Genomic DNA, 25253 nt, shown 5'->3' with positions numbered 1-25253 from the left:
CTCCACAGTTTATTACCTAGAATCTTTATATCTACTTTTTTTAAGAATTATACCTCATTTTGACAACCTATGAAATGATTATGGTTTGAGTTTGGCTATTTAGCAATCAACATATTAACTTAAAACCAATCATTATGAAAACGTTGAAATTTCAATTTTTGCCCTTTCTTACCCTACTACTATTTATGAACTTCGCTATGGCGCAAGACAAAGCACCAACTATGTTTGTTGTTCATACTGATCATGTAAAATTTGATAAAATGCAACAGTATGAAGAAGTTGCAAAAGAAATGAGAGATCTTATGGAAAAACATCAGATCAAAGATGGCTATTACACAACACTCAGCATTGAAGACGGAAGGTATGTTTATGTGTCTCCAATTTCAAGCATGGCTGACCTTGACAAAAATCCGATGGCTGACCTATATGAAAAAGTAGGTGAAGAGAAATTTGCAGCCATGTTCTCTAAAATGGATGATTGCTATGATAACCATCATGACAACATCGTACATCGTTTAGATGATTTATCTTATATGCCTGAAGGTTACTCTACAGAAGGTAAAAACTATCGTGAATACCACTTCTTATATTATGCACCTCGTAACAGTGCTGCGATGAATAAGGCAATGGCGGGTGTGAAAGAAATGTTCAAATCAAAGAATATTAAAAACGGTTATGAAGTATATCATAGTGGTTTTGGTGACGACGAGAGCTATTTTATGGTTGCTATCTCAGGAACCGACGCTATGGCAATTGCACAAGGCGGTAAATCAAACAACGAGCTTATGGGAGATGAAGGTCAAGCGGCGCTTTACGAAGTTATAAAACTTGCCAGTAAATATGATCAGGTGGAAGGAAATATGAGACCTGATTTAAGTTATTTACCAGCTTCTAACTAATAAACACTAAAAACAATGAAAACTCTAATATATTACAGTCTAGCCATAGTATTATTAACATCATGTGGGCAGCAGGAACAACGTTATTTTGCAGATTCAGCCGAAACAGCAACACTAAAGGCTGGCATTGACGCCTATGAATCTGGAGATTGGGAAAAATGGCAAAGCCATTTTGCCGATACCGCTAAAATTTATGTAAACTCTAAGGATGGTATGTCTGTTGCCGACAGATTGGCAAATTTAAAGAGTACGACTTCAGCGTTTTCATCTTACGGTTTCGATAGAGAAGACGAATACGTAGAAATGGTAATAGATAAAGAAAAAGAAACGTGGGTGTATTATTGGGCACAACATAATGGAACTTTTGCTGAAAATAATAAGCAATTGTCTTTCCCTGTGCATTTAGCCGTACAATTTATTGATGGCAAAATCGTAGAAGAACATATTTATTTTGATGCCACGGAAATGTCTAATGAAATGTCTGCCATTGCCAATATGTCTGGCATGGACAAGGCCATTCAAAACAGTATGAATAACCTTCATCAAGCTTGGCTTGATAATGATGCTGAACTATTCAGAAGTTATTCGAATGAAAACTTAACTAGAAGTACCAACGGGGTACAAGAAGTCAATAATTGTCAAGAATATATTGATATGGTGCAGTCCAATCATGATATGTTGTCTAATATCAATATTGTTATGAATGATATGTCTTTAGTAGGCAATAAAGTTCATATTAAATGGACCTTCTCAGGAAAACATACTAAAGACACCGAAGGACTTCCAGCATCTAACAATGACATCAGTATTGATGGTTATGCTATCTGGTCGTTTGATAGCGAAGGAAAAGCGACTCATGAAGAGGCATATTTTGATCAAAATGGTATGAATATTCAATTAGGTTATACGTTAACACCGCCCAACATGAAATAAATCAATTTAATTTATCTGACCTCTTTAGAGCAATCTTTTGAGGTCTTTTTATAGTAATACTAACCAAAATCAATATTTATGAAATTTTTTAAAAACACCTCGTTAGCATGTGTTGCTGCACTAATTTTATTACCAATGCTTTTAATAGCTCAAGATGCCAAACCAAAAACATCATTAGAATTCGAGAATGCAGCAAAAGCAAATGAACTCATACGTAATTACACGGCTGCGTTGCAAGAAGGTGATGTTGATAAAATGAATGCCCAGCTTCATGAGAAAGCTATGATTTACGGCCTAGGAGGCGGTTTAGACTCTTTAAACGTTGAACAGCACAAAGCGTACTTTACCAACAGTACTAATCAATATAAACATTCAATATCTGGTGATTTGTATCTGCCTGTTAAAGTTGAAGACAACTGGAATGAAGGAGAATGGTTATTGTCATGGGGAACAAATACTGTAACCGACAAAAAAACGGGGAAAACAATCGAAATTCCTTATCATTCAGTGTCCATGATTGAAGGAGATAAAATTGTCTGGATGCGCTACTTTTATGACATGCTAAATATAATGGAGAGTCAAGGCTTTACATTGACACCTCCCAAACAGTAACATGCTGTTAAGTATTAAAAAACCCTTTACAATATTGTAAAGGGTTTTTATGTTAAAGTAAATCTATAAGCCGAATTCTGTGCGTTTTCTTTTCAAAAAACTAAATTTTAAAAAAGAAAAGCCCTTATCATTTATCTGCGTTTACTGTTGCCAGCAAACTTTAGCTGCCTACCCTCTAGCATCGCGCGTGTACGCTCAAGCACTAGTTTACATGGCATTGCACCTCAGAGAGTTTACCTGATTTCACTACAGCATAACCTGTACATTCTTTCTGTTGCACTTTTCCTCACCTCGCGGTGGATGGCTGTTAACCACTATGATTGCACTATGGTGTTCGGACTTTCCTCCATCCCGACAAATCAGGACAGCGATAAGGCAATTTACTAATGGTAAAAGTACAGCATTCCTGAAATATTTTTATATATTAGTTATAAATATAAAATCTTATTAATGAAAAAGATAATTTTAAATGCTTTCATCATTTTGTTTTCCCTTGGTATAAATGCACAAATGGGAGTTTTAGGTAAAAAAGCCGCTAAACAGATAGAAATACTAAAAGAAAGACCTCTTCTAGTAGTGTTATGGGAAGAAGGTGAATTAGATGGCTACAACGAAAATATCAAAAAAGCTATTGATGAAGTATGGACATTTTCGTCAGAAATTGTATATGTCACCAAAGATGAATGGCGAAAATTATCTAAAGACAAAGAAGAGTCTTCTAAATATGCCCATTTATATTATACAGTAAAGATGCTTAATGCTAATGCTCCAAATCATAGTTTAGTGATAGGTTTATTAGAAAATAAAGTTTCAATACATTTTGTCTTTACTCCAAATACAGGCGCTGCAGACCTTATGTTAAGCCTAAAAAACTTACAATTAGATTTAGCGATTGGTAATAACTATAAAAAAGTGGTTAATGAACAACGTGTTGAATATATGCAATACATAAAAGATTCGTTACCTCATAAGACATTATATATTAACAAAAATCTCGCCACTAAAAAGCTTTTAAAAAAAATAGATGACGTATATTCTTATCCTTTTAAATTGGTTAGTCATGAAGACATAAATGAAGCAATTTTAAATAAGGATCCGGATGTTTTATTTATTAGAGAATTTGTTAAAGCGCAAAGACCAACAACAAAAACAAAATTTAATACTGGTAATAGCGAAACCGCAAGTATGCATTTTAGATTAAAAATGATTTATAGAGCAGCGGATTTAAAACTGATAGGAGGCACTGGACCAGGTGATAAAGTTGATGTAAGAGATTTAGAAATGTTACTTCAAGTAATGAAAATGTAGTTCCTTATCTTGTTAATAACTAAATAAAACAAGGCTCAAATTAGAAACTAATTTGAGCCTTGTTTTTTTAAATTTGTAATTCAGTTAATTCTAAATGGAACATTTCGTAGTATCGGCTCGTAAATACAGACCCCAATCCTTTAAGGATGTTGTGGGTCAGCAAGCTATTACGAATACCTTACTTAATGCCATTGAAAATAATCATTTAGCACAAGCACTTTTGTTTACTGGTCCGCGTGGTGTAGGTAAAACCACCTGCGCTCGTATTTTAGCTAAAATGATCAATAGTGATGGTACAGAAACTGAAGATGAAGATTTCGCATTTAATATTTTTGAATTAGATGCAGCTTCAAATAATTCTGTGGATGATATTAGAAGTTTAACCGATCAAGTGCGTATTCCACCTCAAGTTGGCAAATACAAGGTGTATATCATTGATGAGGTACACATGCTCTCACAGGCAGCCTTTAATGCGTTTTTAAAAACGCTTGAAGAGCCTCCAAAACACTGCATTTTTATCTTAGCAACTACTGAAAAACATAAGATTATACCAACCATCTTATCACGTTGTCAGATTTTTGATTTTAAACGCATTACAGTTAAAGATGCTAAGAATTATCTGAAATATATTGCCGAGGAACAAGGCATTAATGCCGAAGATGATGCCCTTCATATTATAGCACAAAAAGCTGATGGTGCGATGCGTGATGCGTTATCCATCTTTGATCGTGTTGTTAGTTTTTCAGGAAAAGAACTTACGAGAGAAGCCGTTACCGAAAACTTAAACGTATTAGACTACGAAACCTATTTTAAAAGCACAGACTTTATTTTAGAGAATAAGATACCCGAATTACTGATTCAGTTTAATAAAACGCTCTCAAAAGGTTTTGATGGTCATCATTTTATTGCTGGGTTAGCATCTCACTTTAGAGATTTATTGGTTTGTCAAAATGAAAAAACCATCGAACTGCTTGAAGTTGGTGATGATACTAAAACAAAGTATCTCGAACAATCCAAAAAAGCGCCACATGCATTTTTAATAAAAGGTATTGAACTCGCTAATGATTGTGACCTAAAATATAAAAGCAGTAAAAACCAACGACTCTTGGTTGAACTTTGTCTTATGCAACTTGCCTCTATCACTTTTGATGGAGAAAAAAAAAATAGCAAACATTACATAATCCCTCCCTCGTATTTCAAGGCAAAAGGAATCACACCAATTCCTGTTGAAATTCCAAATCCAAAAGTGATTGTTCAAGATTCTGAAGAAAAAACTATAGCACAAAAAACCGCTATGGATAATCCCATAACTTCTAAACTTCCAAGACCTATTTTAGATTTAAAGAAAGATGAACGCACTTCAGGTTTATCACTCAAAAGTATTCGAGCAAAAAAAGAACACCAAATTAAACAAATGGAGGTTGTTATAGATCTGGAAGACTTACCTGAAGACGACTTTACTATTGAAGCCTTTAAAGAAACTTGGGACAGTTATATCAAACAACTGCATAAAAAAGGTGAAAAAATAATGGCTTCTATACTCGAAATGAGTGATCCTAGTATACGTGGAACTGATATTCTCCTTGAATTCCCAAATGATACCTTAAAAATAGAATTGGAACGCGCCCAGCATCCATTGATGGAATATTTGCGTAAAACATTAAAAAACTATAAATTAAAATTAGAAATAAATGTAAATGAAGAAATTTCTAGAAAATATGCGTTTACGGCTCAAGAAAAATATGAAAAACTAAAAGAGAAAAACCCAACTATCGCACTCTTAAAAAAGACTTTTGGACTAGATTTATAAGCTACTCTTATGAAAAGAATTCTTGCAATAATTTCGTGTATTCTAATACTCACAGTATTAGCTTGTTCTCATGGTGAAACCAAAAAAGAACGACTTAAAAACGCTATAATTCAGTTCAATAATGACCAGAGATCAATCAACTCAACCCTTTACTATCCAGAAAGTTACACCGAGATTAAAACTGATTCTATTGTAGGGCATACTTTTAAAGTGAGCATAAAGAATTATGCCACTAGCGACCACGGCATTCTGTTAAATCAATCTGTGATTAATGATAAAAAAACAACAGAATATCATCGCCTATTCGCGTCAGATGTTATTGTGGCTGTTTCAGACCATATTATTTTTGAAAAGCACATTTCCGCAAAAGGTTTTGGCGAATTTACAAAATCTACATTCTGGACAAATGCAACCTTAGAACACGTATGGGTTAACCAAAACATGTCAAACAACTCTCAATTATCCTTAGGTGTTTCGTTTATCAATCCGAAAGATGATACCTTTAAGTTATATGAACTTTTGATTGACACCAATGGAAATGAACAAATTATACTAATTCAAGATCACAGTTAAAATGCTAGGTTTAAAACTACCAACAGACCCAAGATGGGTGAATATTGTTGAAAAAAATATTGAGGATATTCTAACAGATCATGCTTATTGCGAGCAGAAAGCCGCGAGTACGGCAATTTCTCTTATTGTGAGCTTTCCGGAGTACACTGAGTTAGTGACTGAAATGACAGCTTTAGTGAAAGAAGAAATAAGCCATTTTAAAATGGTACATGACAAGATTATTGCGAATGGCTGGGTTTTAGGACGTGACCGCAAGGATGACTATGTGCTTCAGCTTATAAAATTCTTTCCAAAAGGAGGTAGCAGAACCACCCAACTCGTGCATCGCCTATTATATGCAGCGCTAATTGAGGCTAGAAGTTGTGAGCGTTTCAGATTACTTTCAGAAGAATTAAAAGATAGAGAGCTTGCTGAATTTTATAGAAAATTGATGGTCAGTGAAGCCAATCACTACACCATGTTTCTTGCTTTTGCCAGACAATATGGAGAACGAAACGAAGTCGATCAAAAATGGCAATCACTATTACAGTTTGAGGCTCAAATCATGAAAGATTTGAGTAAAACCGAGACGATTCATGGCTAAAAAAAGCTTCAGTAGTTACTGAAGCTCATCATATATCTTATGTTGATTGTGACTTAAATCTTTATTCCAAACCCAAATTGAAAGGTCGTATTTTGCGCTTCCAAATCTCCACTTATATCTTCATTAAGAATATTACTTAAACCATAGTGGATGCGAGCATCGACGAATAATTCGTCATTAATCATATACTCAATACCGCCTATGCCAGAAAACGTAAACGTTGAAAACGCATCTTGATCTTTCCATGTTTTTAGACTTACCATTGGTCCAACACCCACTGTGAATTTATCAGCTAAAGTAAAACGCGCCATGATAGGCATTTGAATATAGTCTGCTCTCAGATCATCTGCTTTACCACCTTCAGCAGAATACTGAAATTCAATCATAGTTGAAAACGTTTCAGTAATACCGAGATCTACAAAGCCTCCGAAGGCAAAACCATTTCTATGTTGATTATTGAAGGTCGCATCAGGTTCAAAATCTAAATTAGAAATATTGAGTCCGCCTCTTACACCATAACTAGTTTCTTGAGAAAACGATAAGAATGTAAAGGCTACAAATAAAAGTGTAAGTATAGTTGATTTCATAATTATAAATAGTTTATTGGGTTAACATCACACAGGTGATGCCTATCAAAACTAGACTAATTAGTAGCAAAGATTTGAGGTGGCTAATATAGGATGAAAATTAAAAAAACAACATAAAAATTGGATGTTACGCTCAAAAACCCGCCAAATTAACTCGTGTCTAAATGTTTACGCTAGAAACTGTGTTGTAATAGACGCTTTTAATAATCCCATCAGACAAACCAATTTTTGGAACATAGATGTCTTTAGCCCCACTCCATTTCATAGCCGACAAATATATTCTAGTAGCCGGAATAATAACATCTGCACGATCTTGATTAAGTTCTAATTCCGTAATACGTTCTTCGTATGAATAAGTCTGCAATTTATTATAATAAGTAGTTAAATAGAAGTATGTTAGTGGCTTACCGAGTGCTTTTCCTGAGATTTTAAAAATCTTGTTAATGTTTCCACCAGATCCTATAAGGTCTACTTTATCATACTCATTCGTATGGGTTTTGATCCAGTTTTCGAGCTCTATCCAAGTTTCTTTTTTCACAATGTCATTAAGCAATCTTACGGTTCCTAATTTAAAAGACTTTGATACAACCGTTTTACCATGATGTATTACTGAAAACTCTGTACTCCCACCTCCTACATCAACATATAAATAGGTCTTATCTTCATGTATGTATGAATGTAAATCTGTAGCCGCAATTATTGCTGCTTCCTCTTCACCATCAATGATATCAATTTCGATTTTGGCTTTTTTAGCAATCAGGTTTGCTATAGCGTGTCCGTTTTCAGCTTCTCGCATCGCAGAGGTAGCACAAGCTTTATAGGTTACTACTTTATGAGATTTCATCAAAAGATTAAAAGCTGTCATGGTATCTAACATGCGTTGTTTATTTTCTTCGGAAATCTTGCCATGTAAAAACACATCTGATCCAAGACGAATAGGAACACGAACTAGAGAACTTTTCTTAAACTTTACAGGTTGCCCCTTTTGTTCAATAATATTAGAAATTAAAAGTCTTACCGCGTTTGATCCAATATCTATGGCTGCGTATTTTTTTATACTTAACATACTATGATGCGTTTAGTTTTTCTTTATAATAATCATACAGAGCGAATTGCGCTCTTACTTTAGGGTTGTTATTAGTTCGATAGGTATTATTTTGAGATGCATCAATTTGCCTAGCTTTAACATTATCACGCCAACAAATATCAAATACATCCATGAGTTCTTGTTTAATGTCTTCTTGATATATCGGACAGCTTACCTCTACTCTATTCTCAATATTACGCGTCATCCAATCGGCTGAAGAAATATACATTATCGTATCATCATTATTACAAAACATAAATAGTCGGGTATGCTCTAAAAATTTGTCAATAATGCTAATAACTTCAATATTTTCACTCATACCTTTAACACCTGGAACTAAGCAACAAATGCCTCTAACAATCATTTGAATTTTTACGCCAGCTCTGCTTGCTTCGTACAGCTTATCTATCATTTTATAACTTGATATACTATTTAATTTAAGTTTAATAAATGCTGGTTGGCCTAGTTTTACATTTTCTATTTCAGTGTCTATCAAGGCAAATAATTTTGACCTTGAATAGTGTGGTGATGTAATAATATGCTTATATCGGTGAATACGATAGTTTGTATCAAAGAAACTAAATACCTTATTTACGTCTTTTAGAATTTTTTGATTTGCCGTAAATAAAGTAAAATCGGTGTATATTTTTGCTGTTGATTCATTAAAATTCCCTGTGCTTATAAATCCATATCGTTTTATAGAGTTCTCTTCTTCTCGTTCAATAAGGCATATTTTGCTATGCACTTTTAGACCCGTAACCCCAAAGAGCATTTGAACACCTTCATCCTGCATTTGCTCTGCATAATCAATATTTGCTTGTTCATCAAAACGGGCTCTCAATTCAATCACTACAACTACTTTTTTTCCGTTTTTTGCTGCATTAATCAAGGAACTCGCGATATGAGAAATTTGAGCGAGTCTATATATGGTAATCTTAATGGATTTAACTTGAGGGTCAAGTGCCGCTTCTCTCAAAAATTTAACAACATATGAAAACGTTTGATAAGGTGTATGAAGCAGATAATCTTTATTTGAAATTGTGTTAAAAATACTAGATTTAAGGCTTAATCCTTTAATTTCTAAAGGTTTAATTTTTTCATATAATAAATCGGTTCGACCTAAACTAGGAAAGTCCATATAATCTCTTCTATTGTGGTATCTACCGCCTGGAATCACACTATCTTTTGAATTAATGCCCATCTTAGACATCAAATATTCTAGGGTTTCACTATCAATGGTTTTGTCATACACAAAACGCACTGGGTCACCTATTTGCCTATCTTTGACACTGTCAGATATTTTTTCAATAAAGCTCTTGCTTAAGTCACTATCAAAATCTAATTCACCATCTCTAGTGATTTTTATCATATTAGCTGTGATATGGGTATAACTAAAAATATTAAAAATATCATTTAAACAGTATCTTATGACATCATCTAAAATCATAATAAAATTCCTCCCATCCTTTTCAGGAAGTACAACAAAACGATCAATAAATTTGGGGATTTCAATTAAAGCGAATTGTTTATAATTATTAGTTAATTCCATTTTAACTGCAAGGTAAGCAGCACTATCCTTCAGTAAAGGTAAATCTACAGCATCATTTAATATAATAGTTACAAGTGCAGGACTGACCTGTTGTAAGTAGTAATTCTTTATAAAGTCATGTTGGTCATTATCTACTTGTGTTTCATCGATAATGAAAATGTTTTCCAGTTCTAATTTTTTTTGAATATTACTTAAGATATCTAGACTTTGACTTTGCTGTTTGATAACTACTTGCGTAATCAAATCTAAAAGTTCTGAGGCTTTAATACCTAGCTCACTTTTACCGCCTTTTCCCGCCTCATCAATACGTTTAATAGTAGCATAACGTACCTTGAAAAATTCATCTAAATTATTTGAGAAAATCCCTAAAAATCGAAAGCGCTCAATCAACGGAACACTTTCATCTGCGGCTTCCTGTAATACGCGTTCATTAAATTGGAGCCAACTTAACTCCCTATTTATATAGCTGTTTTTGTCTTTAGTCATATTTTAAATCTCTTGGAAAGAGTGTCATTTTAGTAGTACCGAATTCGATATTCTTCCAAGTATTTGTTTCAAAAGCAATCACTACTAAACCACTAGTTGGAAGGTTATCAATAAATTTGTCACCAAATATATTGCAAATAGATGTGAATGCATGATTATGACCAAAAATCATAACATTTTTATAATTGTCATCTAAATTTTTTAAAAAGCTTATCACCTGTTGACCACCAAAATCATATAAATCCTCCTCAATTTTTAATTTACCCAATGAAACTTCTAAATTTTTTAAAAATAAATGACAGGTAGATAGCGCTCGATTAGCCGGACTTGAAAAAACAGCATCTGGATTTATCATTTTATTCTTGAATGCTTTCGAAACAAGTTCAGCATCATTCAAACCACGTTTTTTAAGAGGACGTTCTTTGTCGCTAACGTCAAATTCCCAAGAAGATTTAGCATGTCTAATTACTGTAATATTTTTCATAAGTCTTCGATTAAACGCATATTTTATCGATAATATGTTGCATAATTCCGTTTTAACGATTATTTTAGCCTATTCAACATTTAAATTTGTCTAACATAAGTGTTATGAGTTCATTTGTTGTGTTAAATTAATGTTTAATGACCCCAAATCAAAAATATATTAATATATCCATATATCAAACATTGGTTACCAATGTTCTTCCCTCACAACATATTAAATCTCTGAAGGCGCCCCAACAAGCAATATTCAGAGGAATTAATTTTTTAAAACACATCGCTTAGCGAGATTATAGTTAAATATAGTACTATGAAAAGAATTACTTTGGTAATGCTAGTTTGTCTAGCAACACTATGTTCTTACGGACAACAGTCACTAGAGCTCAAAATTAAAAAATCGTCAGATTTGCCAATTACAGCTCAGGAGCACTTGTATTTGATTGAAATCACAAATATATCTAATAGCCCCAAAGACTTTACTATTGTTACTAGTGATCAAGTCTGTAATGGTATTGCTCAAAACAAGCAAATACATCTAAAAAGACAAGTTCTTAATTCACAAAAAACACAAACCATAGAATCTGGTACTGTTGGAGCGAATAGTTCATTAGATTTTTTTGTTAAAATATCTCGTGACGCAACTACCCCATTAGGTAAATGGAATTGTACTGAAGTTAAAGTCCTATCTGGAAACAATAATAACATCAGCAATTCACTTATAATAAAATCTTTAGTCCCTGACCCACAAAATTTTAATTAGTCGTTTAGACTAATTTCTTTACAAACCGTTACTTATGAAAACTGCTATTAATCATAAAACACTTAGAAACGCCTGCCTGATTACAATGATCTTGGTAGGAAGTTTTGTTAATGCTCAAGTATTAGACGCCTTTACGCCTCGATTTAATGAGACTGTTAATGGTGATGTTACTATGGTCGCTAACAATATGTTATCAAGAACCGCTACCGATAACTATAACGGAGGATCAGGTAACCACTCATTTAATAATAATGTCTATGTTGACATTGACGGTCTCGTTGATATTAATAATGACAATATTGACGACACTTTTAACTCGAGTAGTGCTAATTTTTCAAATCCTGAACCACAACTTACCTGTCTTTCGATGTATAAAGCCTACTTATATTGGGCTGCAGCAGATAGAGAACCCACTACGGATCCAACTTCTGAGAATCAACCGAATTGGAATTATAATGATATTATGTTGATGTTACCTGGACAAACCCAGTATACAACACTTACAGCGGATGATGTTATTTATAGAGGTAGAAATTTTCATATCAATAATGATCCTTATATCTGTTTTAAAGATATTACAGACCAAGTCACTGGACTCGTTGATCCTTATGGAACTTACCAAGTTGCAAATGTTGAAGCAAAACTTGGAAGCGTTATAGGGCATGGTGGTGGAAATATTGGAACCTCAGGAGGATGGCAAATTGTATTTGTATACGAAAGTCCGAAATTACCAGCTAAAAACATTAGTCTTTTTGATGGTTATGCCAATGTGACAAGTGCTATCAATAATTTTGATATTACGTTTGGAGGATTTCAAACAGTTCCTACAGGAGATGTTAATACAAATGTTATTATCGGGTCTCTTGAAGGTGATAGAGACTTAAGTGGTGATCAATTACAAATCAGAGACACAAATAACAACTTTGTTAGTATCACGGCTCCACAACGAACAAGCAACAATTTCTTTAATAGTAGAATAACTATAGGGAATTCTGATTTTTTAGATCGGAATCCAGCCAGTCAAAATACACTTGGTTTTGATGCAGCTGTATTTAATTTAGACAATACTGGAAACAATATTATCGCTAATAATCAAACATCTGCAACCCTAAGACTGACATCAAATCAGGAGACATACGGCTTGTTTCTTGTCGGTCTTTGTGTTGACGTGTGGGCCCCAGATTTAGATCCAATTGAAATTATAATGGATACTGGTTCAACACCTACAAATGCTGGTAGTTCATTAGGATTTAACTTTAATATTGTTAATAAAGGAAATGATAGTGCTGTAAATTTATCTATTTCGGCAACATTACCGCCTCAAATAGCTGCAGTTAATATGGTTAACACGCCTACGGGTGTCACTTATAATTTTAATCCTACAACCAATTTGCTGGAATTTTTTATTGAAGACGGTTACACCGATGTGGGTGATCCAGCATTAAATGTAGATTTTGATGTTGTTATTCAAGATGAATGTTATTTCTTAGAAGACGATTGTGACTTAAATTTTGACCTGCAGTTTACCGCAAACTATAATGGAATACAAAATCCAAATAATCAAAATTCATTAAGCTCAGCTGCTCTTGACAATTGTAATATAGGTAACAAACTTCCATTAATAGTTGAAGTTAATCAACCTATAGTTTCATGGAGTAATGCTCCAGGAGAATTAGATACAACTGTAGATTGTTCAGATTCTATCGCACTAGAAAACGCCCAGAATTTAGAACCGGATACCGATAAATGTGATTTCACTTTAACTAAAACATCCGGTCCATTTGTGCCAGATCCTAGTTGTCCTACTAACGGGACTTATACGAATACTTGGTCGTTTACTGATGCCTGTAATACCACTATTGATGCATATATTCAGGTGATTACGGTTGTTGATAATACACCACCAACTATTTCTATTCCTGCTGATACGACAGTAGAATGCACGGAAAGTACCGATCCAGCTGATACTGGCAGTGCTACTGCTACTGACAACTGTGGTAATACTAGAGTGACTTATGCTGATACTTCGGTTCCTGGTTGTGGAAATACAGAAACTATTACTAGAACATGGACAGCCACTGATGATTGTGGTAATACTGTCTCTGAAGATCAAATTATAACAGTAGTTGATACCACTGATCCAAAATTGACGATTCCTTCAAAGATTGATATCGAATGTACTGAAAGTACAGATCCATCAAATACTGGTCAAGCAACGGCAACAGAAGCGTGTGGTAATGTCACAATAACGTACACCGATAATACAACGGTTGTTTGCGGTAATGCCGTAATTATAATTAGAACATGGACAGCTACTGATGACTGCGGTAACTTTGAATCTGATGATCAAACTATCACAGTAGTAGATACTGTAAATCCAACACTTGTCGTTCCTGCAGATGTCACTATAGAATGTGCAGAGAGTACTGATCCAGCTGATACTGGAAGTGCTACTGCTGCTGATACCTGTGGTAATGTTACAGTAACTTATGCAGATGCTTCAGTTCCTGGTTGTGGAAATACTCAAATTATTACTAGAACGTGGACGGCGACTGACGATTGTGACAATTCGGTTTCAGAAGATCAAATCATAACTGTAGTTGACACCACTCCTCCTTCTTTAACCATACCTGCAGATGTTACTGTAGAATGTACTGACCCAATTAATCCTACAGCTACTGGTAATGCGACTGGAAGTGACAATTGTGGTGTTGTCGATATTAAATATACAGATTCATTGACAGATGAATGCGGTTTTACACATATATATACCAGAACTTGGACAGCTACTGACGAGTGTGGTAATTCTGTCTCTGAAAATCAAATCATAACTGTGGTTGATACCACTGAACCAACCCTTAGTGTTCCTGCAGATACCACTATAGAATGCACAGAGAGTGCTGATCCAGCTGAAACAGGAAGTGCTACTGCTTCAGACACTTGTGGTAATGCTACAGTAACTTATGCAGATACTTCAGTGCCTGGTTGTGGAAATACTCAAACAATTACAAGAACTTGGACAGCTACTGACGAGTGTGGTAATTCTGTCTCTATAGATCAAATCATAACAGTCGTTGATGCAACACCACCTACCTTTACGGTACCTGCTGATATCACTATAGAGTGTGATCAAGATCCTTCTGACCTTACCTTAACTGGTGATGTTACTGATGAAGCAGATAACTGCTCAACTGGTCTTGAAGCTACTTTTGTAGATACAGTGGCTGATGGCGCTTGTGCTAATGAATCTGTAATTACTAGAACTTGGTCTTTAACTGACGATTGTGATAATACAACAACACTTGTTCAAACCATTACTGTTGAAGATACAACACCGCCTACCTTTACGGTTCCTGCTGATATCACTATTGAGTGTGATCAAGATCCTTCTGACCTTACCTTAACTGGTGATGTTACTGATGAAGCAGATAACTGCTCAACTGGTCTTGAAGCTACTTTTGTAGATACAGTGGCTGATGGTGCTTGTGCTAATGAATCTGTAATTACTAGAACTTGGACTTTAACTGATGATTGTGATAATACAACAACACTTGTTCAAACCATTACTATTGAAGATACAACACCGCCTACCTTTACGGTACCTGCTGATATCACTATTGAGTGTGATCAAGATCCTTCTGACCTTACCTTAACTGGTGATGTTACTGATGAAGCAGATAACTGCTCAACTGGTCTTGAAGCTACTTTTGTAGATACAGTGGCTGATGGTGCTTGTGCTAATGAATCTGTAATTACTAGAACTTGGTCTTTAACTGACGATTGTGATAATACAACAACACTTGTTCAAACCATTACTGTTGAAGATACAACACCGCCTACCTTTACGGTACCTGCTGATATCACTATTGAGTGTGATCAAGATCCTTCTGACCTTACCTTAACTGGTGATGTTACTGATGAAGCAGATAACTGCTCAACTGGTCTTGAAGCTACTTTTGTAGATACAGTGGCTGATGGCGCTTGTGCTAATGAATCTGTAATTACTAGAACTTGGTCTTTAACTGACGATTGTGATAATACAACAACACTTGTTCAAACCATTACTGTTGAAGATACAACACCACCTACCTTTACGGTACCTGCTGATATCACTATTGAGTGTGATCAAGATCCTTCTGACCTTACCTTAACTGGTGATGTTACTGATGAAGCAGATAACTGCTCAACTGGTCTTGAAGCTACTTTTGTAGATACAGTGGCTGATGGTGCTTGTGCTAATGAATCTGTAATTACTAGAACTTGGTCTTTAACTGACGATTGTGATAATACAACAACACTTGTTCAAACCATTACTGTTGAAGATACAACACCACCTACCTTTACGGTTCCTGCTGATATCACTATTGAGTGTGATCAAGATCCTTCTGACCTTACCTTAACTGGTGATGTTACTGATGAAGCAGATAACTGCTCAACTGGTCTTGAAGCTACTTTTGTAGACACAGTGGCTGATGGCGCTTGTGCTAATGAATCTGTAATTACTAGAACTTGGTCTTTAACTGACGATTGTGATAATACAACAACACTTGTTCAAACCATTACTGTTGAAGATACAACACCGCCTACCTTTACGGTACCTGCTGATATCACTATTGAGTGTGATCAAGATCCTTCTGACCTTACCTTAACTGGTGATGTTACTGATGAAGCAGATAACTGCTCAACTGGTATTGAAGCTACTTTTGTAGATACAGTGGCTGATGGTGCTTGTGCTAATGAATCTGTAATTACTAGAACTTGGACTTTAACTGACGATTGTGATAATACAACAACACTTGTTCAAACCATTACTATTGAAGACACAACACCGCCTACCTTTACGGTTCCTGCTGATATCACTATTGAGTGTGATCAAGATCCTTCTGACCTTACCTTAACTGGTGATGTTACTGATGAAGTAGATAACTGCTCAACTGGTCTTGAAGCTACTTTTGTAGACACAGTGGCTGATGGCGCTTGTGCTAATGAATCTGTAATTACTAGAACTTGGTCTTTAACTGACGATTGTGATAATACAACAACACTTGTTCAAACCATTACTGTTGAAGATACAACACCGCCAGACCTTTCAAACTGTACATTAGAAAATACAGTTCTAGAATGTTCTGATACTGATAATGAATCATTGGCGGATGCTTGGAATGCTGCTAACATTGCTACATTAGAAGCTTGCGCTACTGATAATTGTGATACTGATTTAACAGGTCAAGTAACTTCTGATTACGATTTTAATAATCTGAATACGATATGTGGACCTTGTGGAAATATAACTGTTACGTATACCGTTACTGACGATTGCGGTAATAGTTCAACTATATCCGCCACTCTAACATTCGACGATGGTACAACTCCTGATTTATCAAACTGTACTTTAACTGATGAAACAATTGAATGTGAAGGTGACAATAACGAACAATTAGCTAATATTTGGAATACAGCTAATATCACTTCTCTTGAAAATTGTTCTGACGACATAAGTATTACCGTAACCTCTAATTATAACTTTGGAAATCTAGTGCCTTCTTGTGGACAAGCTGGTTCAATTGCTGTGGTTTACACAATTACTGATGACTGTGGTAACTTTGCTACACTTAGTACAACGCTTATTATAGAAGATACAACACCGCCTACCTTTACGGTACCTGCTGATGTAACTATTGAGTGTGATCAAGATCCTTCTGACCTTACCTTAACTGGTGATGTTACTGATGAAGCAGATAACTGTTCTGTTAGTACACTTGAAGCTACTTTTGTAGATACAGTGGCTGATGGTGCTTGTGCTAATGAATCTGTAATTACTAGAACTTGGTCTTTAACTGACGATTGTGATAATACAACAACACTTGTTCAAACCATTACTGTTGAAGATACAACACCGCCTACCTTTACGGTACCTGCTGATATCACTATTGAGTGTGATCAAGATCCTTCTGACCTTACCTTAACTGGTGATGTTACTGATGAAGCAGATAACTGCTCAACTGGTCTTGAAGCTACTTTTGTAGATACAGTGGCTGATGGCGCTTGTGCTAATGAATCTGTAATTACTAGAACTTGGTCTTTAACTGACGATTGTGATAATACAACAACACTTGTTCAAACCATTACTGTTGAAGATACAACACCGCCTACCTTTACGGTACCTGCTGATATCACTATTGAGTGTGATCAAGATCCTTCTGACCTTACCTTAACTGGTGATGTTACTGATGAAGCAGATAACTGCTCAACTGGTATTGAAGCTACTTTTGTAGATACAGTGGCTGATGGTGCTTGTGCTAATGAATCTGTAATTACTAGAACTTGGACTTTAACTGACGATTGTGATAATACAACAACACTTGTTCAAACCATTACTATTGAAGACACAACACCGCCTACCTTTACGGTTCCTGCTGATATCACTATTGAGTGTGATCAAGATCCTTCTGACCTTACCTTAACTGGTGATGTTACTGATGAAGTAGATAACTGCTCAACTGGTCTTGAAGCTACTTTTGTAGACACAGTGGCTGATGGCGCTTGTGCTAATGAATCTGTAATTACTAGAACTTGGTCTTTAACTGACGATTGTGATAATACAACAACACTTGTTCAAACCATTACTGTTGAAGATACAACACCGCCAGACCTTTCAAACTGTACATTAGAAAATACAGTTCTAGAATGTTCTGATACTGATAATGAATCATTGGCGGATGCTTGGAATGCTGCTAACATTGCTACATTAGAAGCTTGCGCTACTGATAATTGTGATACTGATTTAACAGGTCAAGTAACTTCTGATTACGATTTTAATAATCTGAATACGATATGTGGACCTTGTGGAAATATAACTGTTACGTATACCGTTACTGACGATTGCGGTAATAGTTCAACTATATCCGCCACTCTAACATTCGACGATGGTACAACTCCTGATTTATCAAACTGTACTTTAACTGATGAAACAATTGAATGTGAAGGTGACAATAACGAACAATTAGCTAATATTTGGAATACAGCTAATATCACTTCTCTTGAAAATTGTTCTGACGACATAAGTATTACCGTAACCTCTAATTATAACTTTGGAAATCTAGTGCCTTCTTGTGGACAAGCTGGTTCAATTGCTGTGGTTTACACAATTACTGATGACTGTGGTAACTTTGCTACACTTAGTACAACGCTTATTATAGAAGATACAACACCGCCTACCTTTACGGTACCTGCTGATGTAACTATTGAGTGTGATCAAGATCCTTCTGACCTTACCTTAACTGGTGATGTTACTGATGAAGCAGATAACTGTTCTGTTAGTACACTTGAAGCTACTTTTGTAGATACAGTGGCTGATGGTGCTTGTGCTAATGAATCTGTAATTACTAGAACTTGGTCTTTAACTGACGATTGTGATAATACAACAACACTTGTTCAAACCATTACTGTTGAAGATACAACACCACCTACCTTTACGGTTCCTGCTGATATCACTATTGAGTGTGATCAAGATCCTTCTGACCTTACCTTAACTGGTGATGTTACTGATGAAGCAGATAACTGCTCAACTGGTCTTGAAGCTACTTTTGTAGATACAGTGGCTGATGGCGCTTGTGCTAATGAATCTGTAATTACTAGAACTTGGTCTTTAACTGACGATTGTGATAATACAACAACACTTGTTCAAACCATTACTATTGAAGATACAACACCGCCTACCTTTACGGTACCTGCTGATATCACTATTGAGTGTGATCAAGATCCTTCTGACCTTACCTTAACTGGTGATGTTACTGATGAAGCAGATAACTGCTCAACTGGTCTTGAAGCTACTTTTGTAGATACAGTGGCTGATGGTGCTTGTGCTAATGAATCTGTAATTACTAGAACTTGGTCTTTAACTGACGATTGTGATAATACAACAACACTTGTTCAAACCATTACTGTTGAAGATACAACACCGCCTACCTTTACGGTACCTGCTGATATCACTATTGAGTGTGATCAAGATCCTTCTGACCTTACCTTAACTGGTGATGTTACTGATGAAGCAGATAACTGCTCAACTGGTCTTGAAGCTACTTTTGTAGATACAGTGGCTGATGGCGCTTGTGCTAATGAATCTGTAATTACTAGAACTTGGTCTTTAACTGACGATTGTGATAATACAACAACACTTGTTCAAACCATTACTGTTGAAGATACAACACCACCTACCTTTACGGTACCTGCTGATATCACTATTGAGTGTGATCAAGATCCTTCTGACCTTACCTTAACTGGTGATGTTACTGATGAAGCAGATAACTGCTCAACTGGTCTTGAAGCTACTTTTGTAGATACAGTGGCTGATGGCGCTTGTGCTAATGAATCTGTAATTACTAGAACTTGGTCTTTAACTGACGATTGTGATAATACAACAACACTTGTTCAAACCATTACTGTTGAAGATACAACACCACCTACCTTTACGGTTCCTGCTGATATCACTATTGAGTGTGATCAAGATCCTTCTGACCTTACCTTAACTGGTGATGTTACTGATGAAGCAGATAACTGCTCAACTGGTCTTGAAGCTACTTTTGTAGACACAGTGGCTGATGGCGCTTGTGCTAATGAATCTGTAATTACTAGAACTTGGTCTTTAACTGACGATTGTGATAATACAACAACACTTGTTCAAACCATTACTGTTGAAGATACAACACCGCCTACCTTTACGGTACCTGCTGATATCACTATTGAGTGTGATCAAGATCCTTCTGACCTTACCTTAACTGGTGATGTTACTGATGAAGTAGATAACTGCTCAACTGGTCTTGAAGCTACTTTTGTAGATACAGTGGCTGATGGCGCTTGTGCTAATGAATCTGTAATTACTAGAACTTGGTCTTTAACTGACGATTGTGATAATACAACAACACTTGTTCAAACCATTACTGTTGAAGATACAACACCACCTACCTTTACGGTACCTGCTGATGTAACTATTGAGTGTGATCAAGATCCTTCTGACCTTACCTTAACTGGTGATGTTACTGATGAAGCAGATAACTGCTCAACTGGTCTTGAAGCTACTTTTGTAGATACAGTGGCTGATGGTGCTTGTGCTAATGAATCTGTAATTACTAGAACTTGGTCTTTAACTGACGATTGTGATAATACAACAACACTTGTTCAAACCATTACTGTTGAAGATACAACACCACCTACCTTTACGGTACCTGCTGATATCACTATTGAGTGTGATCAAGATCCTTCTGACCTTACCTTAACTGGTGATGTTACTGATGAAGCAGATAACTGCTCAACTGGTCTTGAAGCTACTTTTGTAGATACAGTGGCTGATGGCGCTTGTGCTAATGAATCTGTAATTACTAGAACTTGGTCTTTAACTGACGATTGTGATAATACAACAACACTTGTTCAAACCATTACTGTTGAAGATACAACACCACCTACCTTTACGGTACCTGCTGATATCACTATTGAGTGTGATCAAGATCCTTCTGACCTTACCTTAACTGGTGATGTTACTGATGAAGCGGATAACTGCTCAACTGGTCTTGAAGCTACTTTTGTGGATACAGTTACTGATGGTGATTGTCCAGGTGAAGCTTTAATTACGCGAGTATGGACCTTAACTGACGATTGTGATAACGCAACTTCATTTGTTCAAACTATTACTATTGAAGACAATACACCACCTGCTCTTGTAGGTGATTTAGAAGATGTAATCAATGTTGTATGTAGCGAGATTCCTGAGGTTCCAGAATTAGTATTTGAAGATGCTTGTTCTTCTAATATCACTGTTGTTTTCAATGAAACGTCAACTGCAGATGGAACAGCTACAGACTATGAAATTATTAGAGATTGGTTTGTTTCAGATGAATGTGGAAATGAATCCGTTTTTACTCAAACCATTATCGTTTCCGTAGAAAGTGATATACCAACTGATGACGCTACACTTTGTATTACTGAAGATTTTGATTTTGATCTATTCGATCTATTGCTTGGAGATTACGATGTAGATGGTATTTGGACAGTAACCTCTGGTGATGCTACTATTAATGGAAGCTTCTTTAACCCGTCATCATTATTAGATACAGATGATAATTTTACAGAAGATCAATTAGGTGATTATGAGTTTACTTATACTTACGGTGGTGAATGCCCAGGAAGTGTAACTGTCATAATTAACATTAATGATGATTGTGTCGTTTTACCTTGCGGAGAAGATGATCTAATTATCTCTAAAGCTGTCACAGTGAACTTTGATGGTATTAATGAATTCTTTACCATCACGGGTGTTGAAGAGTGTGGATTCGTATTTGAAGTACAAATCTTTAACCGTTGGGGTGCTAAAATATATGAAAACTTCAATTATCAAAATGATTGGAATGGTACAGCTTCGAATGCCTCTATTGGACGTTCAGATTATGTGCCAACAGGAACATATTATTACGTTATAAATATTAAGAATAGTGGACTAAAGCCTATTACAGGACCAATCTACGTTTCAACAAAATAAATCTTAACCTATATGAAATTAGTCAAGTTTAATATAATAGCATTTATACTGTTCAGTAGCTGGATGGGAGTAGCACAGCAACTTCCGCAGTTTACGCAGTATATGTACAATACTATTTCTATAAATCCCGCTTATGCAGGAAGTAGAGAGACGCTAAGTGTTGTTGGTTTACATAGAAGCCAATGGGTTGGTCTTGAAGGAGGTCCACAAACCCAAACGTTATCTATACATGCCCCAATGAGAAATGAGAGAGTTGGTCTAGGGTTATCTTTTGTAAATGATGAACTCGGTTATCAGAACTTCTCTTATTTGTATGGTGATTTTTCATACACCATACCTACTGGTGAGAATAGCAAGCTTGCTTTCGGTTTAAAAGCAGGATTCACAAGTTATAGTTTAGATGCTGATTTCCAACAATCACAAGCCAATGACCCCGTGATTTTCGGCTTTGAAGATCGATGGAAGCCTAATATTGGAACTGGTATATACTGGCATAGTAATAAATGGTATATAGGTCTTTCTGCTCCAAGACTTCTAAACACCGATTATACAGGTGATGCAGAATTTCAATCTTTAGAACGAATAAGCTATTATTTCACTGGAGGTTATGTTTTTAAACTCAGTGAGAATACAATGTTCAAACCAGCAGCTTTATTAAAAGCCACTAATGGCGCACCATTGTCATTTGATATGACTGCAAACTTTTTATTCTATGAGAAATTTTGGGTTGGTGCTGGATACCGAATTAACGAACGAGCAGCTGCCTTCAGTGGCATAGCAGACTTTCAAGTTTCAAAACAGTTACGAATAGGCTATGCCTATGAATATCCTATTTCCGATTTAAGACCATATACGAGTGGTACTCATGAAGTCTTACTAATGTTTGAAATATTTAAAAGTAAACGTATTAAATCCCCTAGATACTTCTAAAAAACAAATCATGATGAAATCAAAGTTTTTAATCTTATTATTTGTGTTTAGTAGCACATTTATGGTTGCTCAAGAAAAGCTTGCTGATAAGTTTTTTAGCAATTTTGGGTATATTAAAGCCACAGAACTTTACGAAGAAGTTCTTAAAAAAGGAGACACAAGCCTACATGTTCTAACACGATTAGGAGATTGTTATTACAATAATTCTAAATCTGAGAAAGCGGCATATTGGTATGATTTAGCTTTAGATAAGTATGGTGAGCAAGAGCTTCACCCAGAATATATCTACAAGCATATTCAGTCCTTAAGAAGTCAAAGCAAATTTGAAGATGCTCATTTATGGATGAAAAAATTCACTGCGATTCAGAACAATGACTCTAGAAATAAGAGTTATAACCCTGAAAACATAGCAAAATATGACGAATTATCAAGTAGTGAAAAGAATCAAGTTGTAAAGCTTAAAAATTTGCCTTTTAATTCAAAGTATTCAGATTTTGGAACTTACATTCATGACGGACAATTATACTTTGCATCGTCAAGAAATACTGATGAAAAAAAATTATACAATTGGAACCAAGAACCATTTCTAGACATCTATCAAGTTGAAGTTACTGATGATGCAACAAACGACACGGCTTATGGTTCAGTTGGTTTTATTTCTGCTGAAAAAGTAAACACAGACTTTCATGAAGCTTCGGTTGCGATCACTAAAGATGGTAAAACCATGTACTTCACAAGAGATAATGTGAGTAAGAATAATAAAAAATTAAAGTACGATAAAAAAGGTACCACACACCTCAAATTGTATAAAGCAACATTTGTAGGTGAACAATGGACTAATGTTGTTGAGTTACCTTTCAACGATGATATCTTTTCAACAGGTCACCCTGCATTAAGTCCCGACAATAAACAATTATATTTTGTTTCAGATCGCGAAGGAGGTATTGGAAATACAGATATTTATGTCGTTGATATAGACGGAGACAACTACTCAGAACCCAGAAATCTTGGAGACAAAATCAACACTGAAGGAAGAGAAATGTTCCCTTTTGTTGCAGCAGATGGTGTATTTTACTTCTCTTCTGACGGACATTTAAACTTAGGCTTTTTAGATATTTTTAAATCTGATATTTTAAAGGATGAAAATGCAATGCCTGAAAACCTAGGTGCGCCCTATAATAGTGGCTTTGATGATTTTGCTTATTTCCGAAATACTTCAGACTCGGAGCATGATAATTCAGGTTATTTCTCTTCTAATCGCCCTGATGGTCAAGGTAGTGATGACATCTACAGCTTTGACGCTTCTATTTGCCTTCAAAAAATTGAAGGTGTTGTAAGAGACTTAAATACGAGTCAAGTATTATCTGGTTCGACCGTACAACTTATCAATGAGGTTGGAAAAGTAATTGCAGAAGTTGAAACCGATGACAACGGAAATTATGAATTTTCGGCAGATTGTAATACAAATTACACTGTAATTGGTAGTAAAAAAGACTATAAAGATGATCAGCAGAAAGTGGTCACCGATAATGAAAATGAGAAAACTACTGAAGTAGATCTTAATTTAGAACCCTTAATTAAAGACAATCAAATAGTTATTAATCCTATTTTCTTTGATTTTGACAAATGGAACATCAGAACAGATGCACAATACGAATTAGAGAACATTGTTGATGTGATGAGAGCTCACCCAAGTATGGTAATTAAAATTGAAGCGCATACAGATAGCCGTGGACGTGACAGTTACAATATGAAATTATCAGATAGAAGAGCAAAATCAACCAAAGATTATATTCTATCCAGAGGTATTGCTCCAGAACGCATAGAAAGCGCTATAGGGTATGGAGAGTCACAGTTACTTAACAAATGTTCTAATGGTGTAAAATGCTCCAAAGAAGAGCATCAGTTGAACAGACGCTCTTACTTCTATATTTTAAAAGAATAATTATTACTCTCTACTAAACTAAATTTGAAAAGCAGACTTTTAACAGGTCTGCTTTTTTTATATTTAGCGTTCTTCATACAGTAAAAATTATTATTGCCATTACATCTAAGACACTTGAATAAAACGTTAATTTGAAACCACTTGCTGAAAATATTTAAAAAGTATTGAGAGTTACATGAA

General features: G+C 35.4%; 15 protein-coding genes and 1 other RNA gene. 11 read left to right on the top strand and 5 right to left on the bottom strand.

The window, feature by feature from the left end; genetic code table 11:
- Positions 1 to 134 precede the first annotated feature (134 nt).
- The 3 genes from BLT57_RS09085 (at position 135) to BLT57_RS09075 (ending at position 2444) form a co-directional block, all read left to right on the top strand.
- The gene (locus tag BLT57_RS09085; RefSeq protein ID WP_157717158.1) at positions 135 to 899 is read left to right on the top strand and encodes a hypothetical protein; all 765 of its coding nucleotides are present in this window, start codon (positions 135 to 137) and stop codon (positions 897 to 899) included.
- 15 nt (positions 900 to 914) lie between these two features.
- Positions 915 to 1832 carry an ester cyclase gene (locus tag BLT57_RS09080; RefSeq protein WP_091425075.1) on the top strand — a complete coding sequence of 306 codons (918 nt, stop codon included), beginning with the start codon at positions 915 to 917 and terminating at the stop codon, positions 1830 to 1832.
- A 78-nt stretch (positions 1833 to 1910) separates the two neighbouring features.
- A complete protein-coding gene (locus BLT57_RS09075; protein WP_091425073.1) occupies positions 1911 to 2444 on the top strand; it encodes a nuclear transport factor 2 family protein in 534 nt (177 codons plus the stop codon).
- Between the two features lie 50 nt (positions 2445 to 2494).
- Here the strand turns inward: BLT57_RS09075 and rnpB are convergent.
- Positions 2495 to 2831, bottom strand: an RNA gene (gene rnpB / locus BLT57_RS09070) — RNase P RNA component class A.
- Between the two features lie 63 nt (positions 2832 to 2894).
- Here rnpB and BLT57_RS09065 point away from each other — a divergent pair.
- The 4 genes from BLT57_RS09065 to BLT57_RS09050 all read left to right on the top strand — a co-directional run bounded on the left by BLT57_RS09065 (position 2895) and on the right by BLT57_RS09050 (position 6718).
- Positions 2895 to 3752 carry a hypothetical protein gene (locus BLT57_RS09065; protein WP_091425071.1) on the top strand — a complete coding sequence of 286 codons (858 nt, stop codon included), beginning with the start codon at positions 2895 to 2897 and terminating at the stop codon, positions 3750 to 3752.
- Positions 3753 to 3846: 94 nt separating this feature from the next.
- Complete coding sequence (dnaX, locus tag BLT57_RS09060; RefSeq protein WP_091425070.1) at positions 3847 to 5562, top strand: DNA polymerase III subunit gamma/tau; 1716 nt, start codon at positions 3847 to 3849, stop codon at positions 5560 to 5562.
- Positions 5563 to 5571: 9 nt separating this feature from the next.
- Positions 5572 to 6135, top strand: a complete 564-nt coding sequence (locus BLT57_RS09055) for a hypothetical protein (RefSeq protein WP_091425068.1) — start codon at positions 5572 to 5574, stop codon at positions 6133 to 6135.
- A 1-nt stretch (position 6136) separates the two neighbouring features.
- Complete coding sequence (locus BLT57_RS09050) at positions 6137 to 6718, top strand: tRNA-(ms[2]io[6]A)-hydroxylase (RefSeq protein WP_091425067.1); 582 nt, start codon at positions 6137 to 6139, stop codon at positions 6716 to 6718.
- Between the two features lie 53 nt (positions 6719 to 6771).
- On the opposite strand, the gene BLT57_RS09045 is transcribed toward BLT57_RS09050, so the two are convergent.
- The 4 genes from BLT57_RS09045 to BLT57_RS09030 all read right to left on the bottom strand — a co-directional run bounded on the left by BLT57_RS09045 (position 6772) and on the right by BLT57_RS09030 (position 10911).
- Positions 6772 to 7305 carry a porin family protein gene (locus BLT57_RS09045; protein WP_091425066.1) on the bottom strand — a complete coding sequence of 178 codons (534 nt, stop codon included), beginning with the start codon at positions 7303 to 7305 and terminating at the stop codon, positions 6772 to 6774.
- 160 nt (positions 7306 to 7465) lie between these two features.
- Complete coding sequence (locus BLT57_RS09040) at positions 7466 to 8371, bottom strand: Ppx/GppA phosphatase family protein (protein WP_091425064.1); 906 nt, start codon at positions 8369 to 8371, stop codon at positions 7466 to 7468.
- Between the two features lies 1 nt (position 8372).
- A complete protein-coding gene (gene ppk1, locus BLT57_RS09035) occupies positions 8373 to 10427 on the bottom strand; it encodes a polyphosphate kinase 1 (RefSeq protein ID WP_091425062.1) in 2055 nt (684 codons plus the stop codon).
- Positions 10420 to 10911, bottom strand: coding sequence for a histidine phosphatase family protein (locus tag BLT57_RS09030; RefSeq protein WP_091425060.1), 492 nt, complete (start codon positions 10909 to 10911; stop codon positions 10420 to 10422). The genes ppk1 and BLT57_RS09030 overlap by 8 nt, the downstream gene beginning before the upstream one ends.
- Before the next feature lie 306 nt (positions 10912 to 11217).
- Between BLT57_RS09030 and BLT57_RS09025 the strand changes: the two genes are divergently transcribed.
- Genes BLT57_RS09025 through BLT57_RS09010 form a run of 4 tightly spaced genes read left to right on the top strand, consistent with a single transcriptional unit; the run spans position 11218 to position 25073 of the window.
- Complete coding sequence (locus tag BLT57_RS09025) at positions 11218 to 11667, top strand: hypothetical protein (RefSeq protein ID WP_091425058.1); 450 nt, start codon at positions 11218 to 11220, stop codon at positions 11665 to 11667.
- A 34-nt stretch (positions 11668 to 11701) separates the two neighbouring features.
- Positions 11702 to 22198 (top strand): gliding motility-associated C-terminal domain-containing protein, encoded by a 10497-nt coding sequence (locus BLT57_RS09020; RefSeq protein ID WP_091425056.1) that lies wholly within the window; start codon positions 11702 to 11704, stop codon positions 22196 to 22198.
- A gap of 12 nt (positions 22199 to 22210) precedes the next feature.
- The gene (locus BLT57_RS09015) at positions 22211 to 23128 is read left to right on the top strand and encodes a type IX secretion system membrane protein PorP/SprF (protein ID WP_091425054.1); all 918 of its coding nucleotides are present in this window, start codon (positions 22211 to 22213) and stop codon (positions 23126 to 23128) included.
- Between the two features lie 10 nt (positions 23129 to 23138).
- Positions 23139 to 25073 (top strand): OmpA family protein, encoded by a 1935-nt coding sequence (locus BLT57_RS09010; protein WP_231928666.1) that lies wholly within the window; start codon positions 23139 to 23141, stop codon positions 25071 to 25073.
- Positions 25074 to 25253 lie beyond the last annotated feature (180 nt).

Origin of the sequence: Formosa sp. Hel1_31_208 (assembly GCF_900104785.1) — a bacterium.
Classification (GTDB): domain Bacteria; phylum Bacteroidota; class Bacteroidia; order Flavobacteriales; family Flavobacteriaceae; genus Psychroserpens.
Note: the sequence above shows the minus strand (reverse complement) of the source record. Positions and strands in the feature narration are given on the sequence as shown.

Bases quoted from the DNA above. Each gene is read 5' to 3' on its own strand.
- BLT57_RS09025 (WP_091425058.1), top strand. From the start codon at position 11,218: ATGAAAAGAATTACTTTGGTAATGCTAGTTTGTCTAGCAACACTATGT.
- BLT57_RS09030 (WP_091425060.1), bottom strand. From the start codon at position 10,911: ATGAAAAATATTACAGTAATTAGACATGCTAAATCTTCTTGGGAATTT.
- BLT57_RS09020 (WP_091425056.1), top strand. From the start codon at position 11,702: ATGAAAACTGCTATTAATCATAAAACACTTAGAAACGCCTGCCTGATT.
- BLT57_RS09015 (WP_091425054.1), top strand. From the start codon at position 22,211: ATGAAATTAGTCAAGTTTAATATAATAGCATTTATACTGTTCAGTAGC.
- BLT57_RS09085 (WP_157717158.1), top strand. From the start codon at position 135: ATGAAAACGTTGAAATTTCAATTTTTGCCCTTTCTTACCCTACTACTA.
- BLT57_RS09040 (WP_091425064.1), bottom strand. From the start codon at position 8,371: ATGTTAAGTATAAAAAAATACGCAGCCATAGATATTGGATCAAACGCG.
- BLT57_RS09055 (WP_091425068.1), top strand. From the start codon at position 5,572: ATGAAAAGAATTCTTGCAATAATTTCGTGTATTCTAATACTCACAGTA.
- BLT57_RS09080 (WP_091425075.1), top strand. From the start codon at position 915: ATGAAAACTCTAATATATTACAGTCTAGCCATAGTATTATTAACATCA.
- dnaX (WP_091425070.1), top strand. From the start codon at position 3,847: ATGGAACATTTCGTAGTATCGGCTCGTAAATACAGACCCCAATCCTTT.
- BLT57_RS09050 (WP_091425067.1), top strand. From the start codon at position 6,137: ATGCTAGGTTTAAAACTACCAACAGACCCAAGATGGGTGAATATTGTT.
- BLT57_RS09045 (WP_091425066.1), bottom strand. From the start codon at position 7,305: ATGAAATCAACTATACTTACACTTTTATTTGTAGCCTTTACATTCTTA.
- BLT57_RS09065 (WP_091425071.1), top strand. From the start codon at position 2,895: ATGAAAAAGATAATTTTAAATGCTTTCATCATTTTGTTTTCCCTTGGT.
- BLT57_RS09075 (WP_091425073.1), top strand. From the start codon at position 1,911: ATGAAATTTTTTAAAAACACCTCGTTAGCATGTGTTGCTGCACTAATT.
- ppk1 (WP_091425062.1), bottom strand. From the start codon at position 10,427: ATGACTAAAGACAAAAACAGCTATATAAATAGGGAGTTAAGTTGGCTC.
- BLT57_RS09010 (WP_231928666.1), top strand. From the start codon at position 23,139: ATGATGAAATCAAAGTTTTTAATCTTATTATTTGTGTTTAGTAGCACA.